This is a genomic window from Streptomyces sp. NPDC053426 (assembly GCF_055585405.1).
This window is the reverse complement of record NZ_JBVJKE010000003.1, coordinates 300,211-311,919: the sequence shown is the minus strand read 5'-3', so window position 1 is coordinate 311,919 and position 11,709 is coordinate 300,211. Positions and strand designations below refer to the sequence as shown.

9 protein-coding genes are annotated in these 11,709 nt (G+C 70.8%); 5 read left to right on the top strand and 4 right to left on the bottom strand.

All coding sequences use genetic code 11. The features are described from left to right. From ACZ62B_RS08360 to ACZ62B_RS08345, 4 genes are all read left to right on the top strand, one after another. Positions 1-989, top strand: a 989-nt coding sequence (locus ACZ62B_RS08360; protein WP_469689474.1) for a VWA domain-containing protein, incomplete at its 5' end; no start/stop codon positions are given. Positions 990-1,085: 96 nt separating this feature from the next. Continuing rightward, positions 1,086-2,702 (top strand): methionine--tRNA ligase, encoded by a 1,617-nt coding sequence (metG, locus tag ACZ62B_RS08355; RefSeq protein WP_344563070.1) that lies wholly within the window; start codon positions 1,086-1,088, stop codon positions 2,700-2,702. A 123-nt stretch (positions 2,703-2,825) separates the two neighbouring features. Next, positions 2,826-3,191, top strand: coding sequence for a PH domain-containing protein (locus ACZ62B_RS08350; protein WP_073933249.1), 366 nt, complete (start codon positions 2,826-2,828; stop codon positions 3,189-3,191). 78 nt (positions 3,192-3,269) lie between these two features. Next, complete coding sequence (locus ACZ62B_RS08345; RefSeq protein WP_468720924.1) at positions 3,270-5,204, top strand: glycosyltransferase family 2 protein; 1,935 nt, start codon at positions 3,270-3,272, stop codon at positions 5,202-5,204. A 75-nt stretch (positions 5,205-5,279) separates the two neighbouring features. On the opposite strand, the gene aspS is transcribed toward ACZ62B_RS08345, so the two are convergent. Beyond that, positions 5,280-7,043 (bottom strand): aspartate--tRNA ligase, encoded by a 1,764-nt coding sequence (gene aspS / locus ACZ62B_RS08340; protein ID WP_468720926.1) that lies wholly within the window; start codon positions 7,041-7,043, stop codon positions 5,280-5,282. A gap of 145 nt (positions 7,044-7,188) precedes the next feature. Between aspS and ACZ62B_RS08335 the strand changes: the two genes are divergently transcribed. Next, positions 7,189-9,306, top strand: a complete 2,118-nt coding sequence (locus ACZ62B_RS08335) for an ATP-binding SpoIIE family protein phosphatase (protein WP_344563076.1) — start codon at positions 7,189-7,191, stop codon at positions 9,304-9,306. Positions 9,307-9,313: 7 nt separating this feature from the next. Here the strand turns inward: ACZ62B_RS08335 and ACZ62B_RS08330 are convergent, their stop codons facing one another. The 3 genes from ACZ62B_RS08330 to ACZ62B_RS08320 all read right to left on the bottom strand — a co-directional run bounded on the left by ACZ62B_RS08330 (position 9,314) and on the right by ACZ62B_RS08320 (position 11,620). After that, positions 9,314-9,934 (bottom strand): hypothetical protein, encoded by a 621-nt coding sequence (locus ACZ62B_RS08330; protein WP_469689470.1) that lies wholly within the window; start codon positions 9,932-9,934, stop codon positions 9,314-9,316. Between the two features lie 90 nt (positions 9,935-10,024). After that, a complete protein-coding gene (locus ACZ62B_RS08325; RefSeq protein WP_468883552.1) occupies positions 10,025-11,017 on the bottom strand; it encodes a pirin family protein in 993 nt (330 codons plus the stop codon). Positions 11,018-11,155: 138 nt separating this feature from the next. Then, positions 11,156-11,620, bottom strand: coding sequence for an SseB family protein (locus tag ACZ62B_RS08320; protein ID WP_030856883.1), 465 nt, complete (start codon positions 11,618-11,620; stop codon positions 11,156-11,158). Positions 11,621-11,709: the final 89 nt, after the last annotated feature.

Genomic DNA, 11,709 nt, shown 5'->3' with positions numbered 1-11,709 from the left:
AGCAGGGGCCGGCGGCCAAGGCGGAAGCCGAGGTCGAGCCGGAAGCCGAGCAGGAGACGGCAGCCGAGGCGGAGCCCGAGGCCGAGGTGGAAGAGAAGCCCGAGGCTGTCACTGAGCCCGCGGCCGCCGACGGCGAGGACGCCCCACAGGGGCCACCCGCACCCGACGACGAAAGCAGCACGGGCGGTGCGGGTGGGAACGAAATCCCGGCCGAAGGCGAAGCCGAGGCCGAGGCCGAGGCCGAGGCGAAGCCCGAGACCACCGCTACGGCCGAAGAACTCAAAACGGAGCCGGAGGCAAAGGCCGAGGCCGAACAGCCCGCCCCGAAGCCGACCCCCGCCACACCCCCCACAAAGCTCCGCGACACCACCCTCACCACCGCCTACAAAGCAGCCGGCGCCGCCCTCAAGAAGAACGACCTCACCGGCACCCGCGCCAAGGTCTACCTCGTCCTCGACCGCTCCGCGAGCATGCGCCCGTACTACAAGGACGGCTCCGCCCAGTCCCTCGCCGAGCAGACCCTCGCCCTCGCCGCCCACGTCGACACCGAGGCCACCCTCCACGTCACGTTCTTCTCCACCGAACTGGACGGCACCGGCGAGCTGACCCTCACCGACCACGAGAACAAGATCGACGAGCTGCACGCCGGCCTCGGCCGCATGGGCCGTACCAGCTACCACGCGGCCGTCGAGGCCGTCCTCGCGAAGCACGCCGAAGAGCCGGCCGGCACCCCCGCCCTGGTGGTCTTCCAGACGGACGGCGCCCCCGACGCCAAGACCCCCGCCACCCAGGCCCTCACCGACGCGGCGAAGAACCACCCCGCCGTGTTCTTCTCCTTCGTCGCCTTCGGTGAGCACGACAACAAGGCCTTCGACTACCTCCGCAAGCTGAAGACGGAGAACACCTCCTTCTTCCACGCGGGCCCCACCCCCCGCGAGCTCACGGACAAGGAGCTCTACGAGGGCGTACTGGCGTCCTGGCGCCCGTGAACCGCTCCTGACCTCCGTCGGGGGGCGGACGGAATTCCCGTCCGCCCCCCGAAACGCGTGTGAGTCGATCTCCCCGAGGCCAGTAGGATTTCGACCATGGCGGCCACTGGATCCGAGAAGCAGGGGGCGAAGGCGTACTACGTCTCGACCCCCATCTACTACGTCAACGACGCTCCTCACCTGGGCCACGCCTATACGACCGTCGCAGGCGACGTGCTCACCCGCTGGCACCGCCAGCGCGGCGAGAAGGTGTGGTACCTCACCGGCACGGACGAGCACGGTCAGAAGATCATGCGCACGGCCGAGGCGAACGGGGTCACCCCGCAGGCCTGGGCCGACAAGCTCGTCACGGAGTCGTGGAAGCCCCTGTGGGAGCACCTCGACATCGCGAACGACGACTTCATCCGCACCACGCAGAAGCGGCACACCGACCGCGTCCAGGAGTTCGTGCAGGACCTGTACGACAAGGGCGAGATCTACAAGGGCGGCTACGAGGGCCCGTACTGCGTGGGCTGCGAGGAGTACAAGCTCCCCGGCGAGCTGCTCGACGGCGAGGGCGAGTACGCGGGCCAGAAGCTGTGCCCGATCCACAAGAAGCCGGTGGAGATCCTCAGCGAGGAGAACTACTTCTTCAAGCTCAGCGAGTACGGCGAGAAGCTCCTCGCCCACTACGAGGCCAACCCGGGCTTCATCCAGCCCGAGTCCGCGCGCAACGAGGTCGTGAACTTCGTCCGCCAGGGCCTGCAGGACCTGTCCATCTCCCGCTCGACCTTCGACTGGGGCATCCCGATCCCCTGGGACGAGAAGCACGTCATCTACGTGTGGGTCGACGCCCTGCTGAACTACGCCACGGCGGTCGGCTACAACGAGAACCCGGAGAAGTTCGAGGCGACCTTCCCCGCCGACGTGCACCTGGTCGGCAAGGACATCCTCCGCTTCCACGCGATCATCTGGCCGGCCATGCTGATGGCGCAGGGCCTCCCCCTCCCCGGGAAGGTCGCCGCGAACGGCTGGCTGATGGTCGGCGGCGAGAAGATGAGCAAGTCCAACCTGACCGGCATCAAGCCGCAGGACCTGACCTCGCACTTCGGCGTGGACGCGTACCGCTGGTACTTCCTGCGGGCGATCGCCTTCGGCCAGGACGGCAGCTTCTCCTGGGAGGACTTCTCCGCCCGCTACACCAGCGAGCTGGCGAACGACTACGGCAACCTGGCGTCCCGCGTGGCCGCGATGGTCGGCAAGTACTTCGGCGGCGAGCTGCCGGCGTCGACGGCCGACGGCGAGGCCGAGCGGGCGATCCACGACGGCCTGGCGAAGGCCGTCACGGAGGCGGACCGCCGCATCGGCGAGGAGCTGGACTTCCAGGGCGGCATCCTGGCGGTCTTCGACTTCGTGAAGCAGGTCAACGGCTACATCACCGAGCAGGAGCCCTGGAAGGTCGCGAAGGACGAGTCGCCGGAGGGCAAGGCCCGCCTCGCGACCATCCTCTACACCGCCGCGGAGTCCCTGCGCGCGGTGGCGGTCCTCCTCAACCCGATCATGCCGGAGACCTCGCAGAAGCTCTGGGACTCCCTCGGCGCGGAGGCCGGCCTCGGCGCCCTGGCGGACCAGAAGGTCCAGGAGTCCGGCACCTGGGGCCTGCTCCCCGCCGGTTCCACGGTCACCAAGGGCGCGGTCCTCTTCCCGCGTCTCGAGGAGAAGCCGACCGCGTAACACACTCGCTACAGCCGGGGCCCAGGACGGAGGGAAACCTTCTCCTGGGCCCCTCCGTTTGCGAAGATCATGTGAAGACGGCCGAGATCCGGCCGTCAGCACTCACGTGGGGGGACTCGTTCCATGGCACTCTTCGGCAACGCGCACACCGTCGACCCGGCCCAGGCGCAGCAGGACTACGCCCGTCTGCTGGGCCACGGCGAGCAGGTGCACGCCGCGTTCCTGCTGATCCGCGACACCATCCTGTTCACCGACCGCCGCCTGATCATGGTCGACAAGCAGGGCATCACCGGCAAGAAGGTGGAGTACCACTCCGTCCCGTACCGCAGCATCACGCACTTCGCGGTGGAGACGGCCGGCACCTTCGACCTCGACGCCGAACTGAAGATCTGGATATCCGGTTCCCCGACCCCCATCGAGAAGACCTTCACCAAGGGCGTCGACATCTACGAGGTCCAGGCGATCCTCACCCAGTTCGTGGCGCGGTAGCCGCCGGCACGACGCGCGCCGACGGGCCCGGGAACCACCGTGTCCGGGCCCGGACACGGTGCGGGTAATGTCCGGAGGATGCCGAGACTCAAGGTCAGCGTCATCGTTCCCGTCTACAACACCGGTCAGTACGTCGACGAGTGCGCGCCGTCGCTGCTCGGACAGAGCCTGCCGGCCGACGAGTACGAGGTGATCTACGTCGACGACGGGTCGACGGACGACACGCCGGCCCGGCTGGAGAAGCTCGCGGCCGGGCATCCGAACGTCCAGGTGCACACCATGCCCAACTCGGGCTGGCCGGGCGCGCCGCGCAACCTCGGCATGCGGCACGCCAAGGGCGAGTACGTGCAGTTCGTCGACCACGACGACAAGCTCGGCACCGAGGCCCTGGAGCGGCTGTACGCGCACGCCAGGCGCAACGACGCCGACGTGGTGATCGGCAAGATGTCCAGCACGATGGTCCGCCCCCGGCGGCTGTTCCGGCACACGGTGGACGCCTGCACGATCGAGAACGACGAGCTGATGCAGAGCCTGTCGCCGCACAAGATGTTCCGGCGGGCCTTCGTCGAGGAGCACGGGCTGCGGTTCCCGGAGGGGCCGTGGATCCTGGAGGACCTGGCCTTCGTCACCGCCGCCTATCTGAAGGCGGAACGCATCTCCGTCCTCGCCGACTACCCCTGCTACTACTGGATGAAGCGGGACGACGGCGGCAACAACACCCGGCACCGGTTCAACCCGCGGCACGGGTTCTGGCCCAACTGCCGCACGGTCGTCCGCCGGATCAAGGACGGCACCACCCCCTCCGACGACGTCGACGCGCTGCAGAACCGGCTGCTGCACCGCCTGTACCACGTCGAGGTCCTCTCCAGGGCCCGGGAGCCCGAGATCCTGCGCGAGGACCGGGCCGAGCAGCTGCCGCGCTTCGAGGCGGCCCGCGCGGTGGCGCTGGAGGAGTTCCCGCCTGCCGTGCGGGAGGGGCTGCCCGGGGTGTCGCGGGTCCGCGCCGAACTGCTGGAGAGCGGTGACTTCGACGGGGCGCGGGCGTTCGCCGAGCACGTCGGCGCGGTGAAGGCGCGCGGCGAGGCCGGTCCGCCGCGGTGGGAGGACGGCTGCCTGGTCGCCGACATCACGCTGGACCTGCTGCGCGGGGACGGTGAGCCGCTGGTCCTGGTCGAGCGGGACGGCCGGTGGTGGCTGGACCCGGAGCTGCTGGACGGCGTGCCGGGCGCCGAGGACGGGTACGAGGTGCGCGATCCGTTCCGGCTGGCGTACGCGGAGATCGTGGTCAAGGACCGGGACCGGGAGGACTGGTGGTACCCGGAGGGGGACCTGGAGGTCCGGCTCGAACCGGCCGGCGACGGACGGTCCCGGCCGGTCGCGTCCGGGCGGCTGCGCGTCGATCCGGAGCGGCTGGCCGGCGGCAGGCCCCTGGGGCGCGGGGTGTACGACGTGTGGGCGTTCGTCCAGCTGCTGGGCGTCGACCGGATGGTCCGGGTGACCGGCGGCGGTGCCCCGGGCACCCCGGCCGCGGGCCCGGCGCTGACCGGTGGGCGGCTCGCGCTGCCGTACTGGACGGCCGGCGGCCAGCTCGCCCTCGACCTGGACCAGCGGCAGCGCCGGTTCGGCCCCGACACGGCCGGGGCCGCCGCCGCCAACGACGCGCGCGCCGGACGGTCGCTGCCGCTGCCGTACGTGACGGCGGCGTCCGGCGGCCGGGTGCACGTCAAGGCAGCGGTGTCCGCGCTGACGGTGACCGCCGAGCTGGTCCCCGCCGCCGACGGGACGACGGTGCGGCTGCGTCTCCCCGCCCGTCTCGGCCTCGCGGACGGACGCCACCCGGTCACCTTCCCGAAGGCGGACACCCCGGTCGCGTACGCCGTCGTCAGCGACGGGGAGCTGCTGCGGCTGGAAGGCCCGGCCTACGCGGCCGGCACCGGACGCCGGCTCCTCGACGCGGTCGCGGGCAACCGCCGGGCCCGGCGCGTACGGAGCCGGCTGGGCCGGCGGAGCTGAGCCCTCACCCGGCCGCGCACACGGCGAGGGGGCCCGGAACCGAGGTCGGTTCCGGGCCCCCTCGCCGTGTCCGGGTTACTTCGGCTGAGGCTTGCGCACCGTCAGGTGCAGCTCCTTCAGGCGGGCCTCCTCCAGCTCCGTCGGCGCGCCCATCATCAGGTCCTGGGCGTTGCCGTTGAGCGGGAAGGCGATGGTCTCGCGGATGTTGGGCTCGTCGGCGAGGAGCATGACGATGCGGTCCACGCCGGGGGCGATGCCGCCGTGCGGCGGGGCGCCGAAGCGGAACGCGCGGAGCATGCCGGCGAACTTCTCCTCGACCGTCTCACGGTCGTAGCCCGCGATCTCGAACGCCTTGAGCATGATCTCCGGCTCGTGGTTCCGGATCGCGCCCGAGGACAGCTCGACACCGTTGCAGACGATGTCGTACTGCCAGCCGAGGATGTCCAGCGGGTCCTGGGTCTCCAGGGCCTCCAGACCGCCCTGCGGCATCGAGAACGGGTTGTGCGAGAAGTCGATCGCGCCGGTCTCCTCGTCCTTCTCGTACATCGGGAAGTCGACGATCCAGCAGAAGCGGAAGACGTTCTCCTCGAACTGCCCGGCGCGCTTGGCGGCCTCGACCCGCACCGCGCCCATGATCTTGGAGACCTCGTCGAACTCGCCCGCGCCGAAGAACACCGCGTGGCCGGGGGCCAGGGAGAGCCGCTTGGTCAGCTCCGCGACGTTCTCCTCGGTGAGGAACTTCGCGATCGGGCCGCTCAGCGAGCCGTCCTCGCCGACGCGCACCCACGCCAGGCCCTTCGCGCCCTGGGAGACCGCGTAGTCACCGAGCTGGTCGAAGAACTTGCGGGGCTGGCCGGAGACGTCCGGCACCGGCAGGGCGCGTACGTGCTTGCCGGCGAAGGCCTTGAACTCCGAGCCCTCGAAGACGTCGGTGATGTCGACGAGCTCCAGCTTGGCGCGCAGGTCCGGCTTGTCGGAGCCGTACTTGAGCATCGCCTCGCGGAACGGGATCCGCGGGAACGGGGACGTCACATGACGGCCGTTGCCGAACTCCTCGAACAGCTCGGTCATGAGCTTCTCGATCGGCTGGAAGACGTCCTCCTGCTCGACGAAGCTCATCTCCACGTCGAGCTGGTAGAACTCGCCCGGCGAGCGGTCCGCGCGGGCGTCCTCGTCACGGAAGCAGGGCGCGATCTGGAAGTACCGGTCGAAGCCGGAGATCATCAGCAGCTGCTTGAACTGCTGCGGCGCCTGCGGCAGCGCGTAGAACCTGCCCGGGTTCAGGCGGGACGGGACCACGAAGTCGCGGGCGCCCTCGGGAGAGGTGGCGCTCAGGATCGGCGTCGCCATCTCGTTGAAGCCCAGCGCGGTCATCTTGTGGCGGATCGCCGAGATGACCTGCGTACGCAGCATGATGTTGCGGTGCATGCGCTCGCGGCGCAGGTCCAGGAAGCGGTACTCCAGGCGCCGCTCCTCGTTGACCCCGTCCTCGGCGTTGATCGTGAAGGGGAGCGGGGCGGCGGCGCCCAGCACCTCGACCACGGAGACCTCGACCTCGACCTCGCCGGTGGGCAGCTCGGGGTTGACGTTCTCCGTACCGCGCGAGACGACCTTGCCGTCGACGCGGACCACGGTCTCCTTGGAGAGCTTGTCCAGCGCCTCGTACGCCTCGGTGCCCGGGCGGGCCACGAGCTGCGTGATGCCGTGGTGATCGCGCAGATCGATGAAGAGGATGCCGCCCAGGTCGCGCCGATTGTGCAGCCAGCCACTCAGCCGGACGTCGGTGCCGACGTCAGAGGCGCGGAGCTCGCCGCAGGTGTGGGACCTGTACCGATGCATCGTCGTTCATCCAGCCTTCGCGGATCGGGGTCGTTGTTTCACGTGAAACTCCCCCCAAGCCTACCGGCCGGGCCAAGATCGCTTCTCCGTCATTACCGGCCGGGCGCAGTGGCAGTTTTCGACACCATCTTCATAAAGTGGTGCAATGCGCACTGGTGAGCCCCTGCCCGCCCTGGGGGACGTCCTCGCCGCCCTCGACACCGGCCTGTGGCACTGGGACACCGCGGCCGGGCTGGTCACGGTCGACGCCGTGGCGGCACGGCTGCTCGGACTCCCCGCCGAACAGGTCACCCTCACGGAGGCCCAGGTCCGGGCCCGTCTGCACCCCGTCGACTGGAACGAGATCACCGGAGTGGTCCAGCTCGCCGTCGCCGAGGGCACCCTCGCCGAGGTACGCATCCGGATCATGGACGACCAGAACCGGGTCGTCCGGGTGGTGCGCAGCCGCTCCAAGCCCTCCTTCGACCGCGCCCGCAAGGCGTACGTCCTGACCGGCAGCCTCCAGGAGGTCGCCGAGCCCACCCCGGGCACGCCCGCCGGGCGCAGCGCGGTCACCGGTGACTGGCGGCGCTCCCGCGAGGCGTTCCTGCTGGACGCGGGCCGGGCGCTGGCGGAGGCGCGGTCGACGCAGGAGGTGCTGCGGGTCGCGGCCAACCTGTCGATGCCGGGCTTCTCACCGGACGGACTGGCCGTGTTCGGCGTCGAGGGCGACCGGCTCACGGTCATAGGCCACCACGGGCATGAGTCCGGCGAGGAGACCCCGTTCACCTCCATGACGGTGGGCACGGACTACCCGGCCGCCGATGTGGTGCGGACGGGCCGCGCGGTCTACCTCTCCTCCCCTCAGCAGTACAAGACGCGTTACCCGCTCGCCTGGCCGCTCGTCCGGCACTTCGGCCGCCGGTCCTGGGCGTTCCTGCCGCTGACCGTGGCCGGGCGCCCGATGGGCGCGTGGATGGCGGGCTTCGCCTATCCGGTCGCGTTCACCCCCGACGAGCGCTCCGTGCTGACCACCGTGGCGCGCATGCTGGCCCAGGCGCTGTCCCGGGCGGGCGCGGCCGAGACCCAGCGGGAGCTGACCGACGGACTGCAACGCTCCATGCTGCCCGTGCTGGGACCCGACATCCCGGGCATGGACATCGCCGCCCGCTACGTCCCCACCGGCGGCGGACTCCAGGTCGGCGGCGACTGGTACGACGTGATCCCGCTGCCCCGCGGCCGCTTCGCCCTGGTCATCGGCGACGTCCAGGGTCACGACGTACGGGCGGCCGGGCTGATGGGGCAGTTGCGCATCGCCCTGCGCGCGTACGCCGCCGAGGGCCACCGCCCCGACGCCGTGCTCTCCCGCGCCTCCCGCTTCTTCCACGGCCTCACCCAGGGGAGCCATGACGAGGACCCCGGGGACGTGCGCTTCGCGACCTGCTACTACGCCGAGGTCGACTCGGCGACGGGCACCGTGGAAAGCGCCCGGGCCGGCCATCTGGACCCCGTCGTGCGCCTGGCGGACGGCACGGCGCTGATCCGCGCCACGGCGGGCGGACTGCCGCTCGGCATCGACCCGGACTCCGACTACCCGGCCACACGGCACATCCTGGAGCCCGGCGAGACGCTGATGCTCTGCACGGACGGCCTGGTCGAGACCGGCGGCCACGACCTGCGGACCGGCTGGGGGCGGCTGCGCAACGTCCTGGAGGACCGCTGGGACGGCATGGACGAGCTGGCCGACGCACTGATCCAGGCAGTGCTCGGGCCGTCCTCGCACCACACGACCGGACCGCTCGCCGACCGCCGCGAGGACGACATAGCGCTCCTGCTGCTGCGCCGGGAGCACGGGGACCACGGCAGTGCCCAGCCGCTGGTGCGCCGCACGGTGATGACGGTCGCGCAGGCCGAACCGGAGCGCGTCGCCGACGCCCGGCAGCAACTGCGCGAGCTGCTGCACGACTGGCCCGACGAGGACCAGAGGGACTCGGCGGTGCTGCTGCTCTCCGAGATGCTGACGAACGTCCTGGTCCACACCGACACGGACGCCCTGCTGGTCACCGACGTCACCGGGGAGCCCGGTGGGCGACAGATCCGCGTCGAGGTCACCGACACCGGCGACGACCTGCCGCACAAGCGCCGGCCGGGCGAGATGGCGTCCTCCGGACGCGGCCTGATGCTGATCGAGCTGCTCGCGGACGCCTGGGGGGTGGCCCCGCGGGGCGAGGGCAAGAGCATCTGGTTCGAGCTGTACGAGCCGGAGGGGGCCGGTCCGCGCTGAGCCCCGTTCATCCCGCGAGGGGGTTCCCGTGCCCGGGGAGCCGGCCGCCCGGCGGCAGGTACCGCAGCCGTCCGTCCGGACCGGTCACCGGTGTGAACCCGGCGGCCCGCAGACGGGCGGCGTACTTCTCCCTGTACCGCCGGTTGAAGGCGATACCGAGCGGCAGGAGGGCCATCAGCGCGGCCCAGGCGAGGGCGGCGTGGACCACGGTCGTGCCGCCCGAGCCGAGCACGAGGCCGACGGGCAGGGCGAGCGCGACGGCTGCGATGCCGGAGAGCACGATCCGCTGCTTGTCGGTGTACATGGTGGTGATGTCGAACGTGATGCGGGCCTTGAGCAGCTCGACCTCCTCGGGCGCGAGGCGCGGCAGCTCACCGCCGTCGGCGGCCCTCGGGTACCGCGCCCGGTTCCGTGCGGCCCGCTCCCGGGCCCCGGGAGCGGGGTCGGGCACGATCACGATCACGTACTGCTTGCCCTGCTGCCGTACGTCCGCGTACGCGTATCCGAACTTCTGGGCCATGGCGGCCGACCGGGCGAGCCCCGTCGTGGTCGACATGGCGCCGGTGACCCGTACGGGCTCCCCGCTCTCCATCCGCCGCAGCATCTTCCGTACCCGGCGCTCGCTCATCGGCGCCCGTCCTCTCCTCGGCGATCCGGCCGCGTACGGACATCATCGTGTCCGTACGCGGCCGGGTTCACTGCCGGAACCGGGCAGTGTTCAGGCGCCGTTGCTGCCGGCCGCGGGGCCGCCCTCGGACATGCCGTGCACGGCCGGGACCGTACCGAGCCGGCCCTTCTGGAAGTCCTCGAAGGCCTGCTGGAGCTCGTCGCGGGTGTTCATCACGAACGGGCCGTAGTGGGCCATCGGCTCCCGGATGGGCCGGCCGCCCAGCAGCACGACCTCCAGGTCCGGGGTGTGGGAGTCCTGCTTCTCGTCCGCGCGGACGGTCAGCGAGGAACCCGCGCCGAAGACCGCGGTCTTGCCGACGTGGACCGGGCGGCGCTCGGTGCCGACCGCGCCCCGGCCCGCGAGGACGTACGCGAGACCGTTGAAGTCCTCGCGCCAGGGCAGGGTGATCTCCGCGCCCGGCGCCAGCGTCGCGTGCACCATCGTGATCGGCGTGTGCGTGACGCCCGGACCCTCGTGGCCGTCCAGCTCACCGGCGATGACGCGCAGCAGCGCGCCGCCGTCGGGGGAGGTGAGGAGCTGGACGCTGCCGCCCCGGATGTCCTGGTAGCGCGGCGCCATCATCTTGTCCTTGGCGGGGAGGTTCACCCAGAGCTGGAGCCCGTGGAAGAGCCCGCCGGACATGACGAGCTGCTCCGGCGGCGCCTCGATGTGCAGCAGGCCGCTGCCGGCCGTCATCCACTGGGTGTCGCCGTTGGTGATGGTGCCGCCACCGCCGTGGCTGTCCTGGTGGTCGAAGATCCCGTCGATGATGTAGGTGACGGTCTCGAAGCCGCGGTGCGGGTGCCAGGGCGTGCCCTTCGGCTCTCCCGGCGCGTACTCCACCTCGCCCATCTGGTCCATCATGATGAACGGGTCGAGATGGCGGTAGTTGATCCCGGCGAACGCCCGGCGCACCGGGAAGCCCTCGCCCTCGAAACCGCTCGGCGCGGTCGTCACGGTGAGCACGGGGCGTGCCACGGCGTCGGCGGGCGCGGTCACACGGGGCAGCGTCAACGGGTTCTCGACGGTCACTGCAGGCATGTCGGTACCTCCTCGGGTACGCCCATTTTAGTTGAGCGTTGAACTTCTTGCCACCCCGAACGAAGAAAGCCCGGAGGACATTCCCTCCGGGCCCGGCGTCAGGGGCGGTGCGGACCAGCCGTCCGCGCGGCGACGGCCTCAGCCGTACATGCGGCGCATCGCGAACTCGACCATCTGCTCCACGGCCTTCGCGTCGAACACCATCCGGTGCTCGCCCTCCATGTCGAGCACGAAGCCGTACCCCGTGGGCAGCAGGTCGATCACCTCGGCGCCGGTGATCACGAAGTACTTGGACTCCTTGCCCGCGTACCGCCGCAGCTCCTTCAGCGAGGTGAACATCGGGATCACCGGCTGCTGGGTGTTGTGCAGGGCGAGGAATCCGGGGTTGTCGCCGCGCGGGCAGTAGACCTTGGAGGTGGCGAAGACCTGCTGGAAGTCCTCGGCCGCCATCTGCCCGGTGGTGAACGCGCGCACCGCGTCGGCGAGCGAGGGCGCGGACGGCTCCGGATACAGCGGCGCCTGCTGCCCGTACCCGCCCTGCATCTGCTGCTGCGGCGGGACGTAACCCTGCTGTGCCCCTGCGCTCTGGTCGTAGCCGTACATGCCGCACAGACTACTGATGCGGCGGGAGGGCTGGGTCACAGATGTCCGGATCGGGGTTGCTTCTTATTACCGACGGGTAGCATCATCGT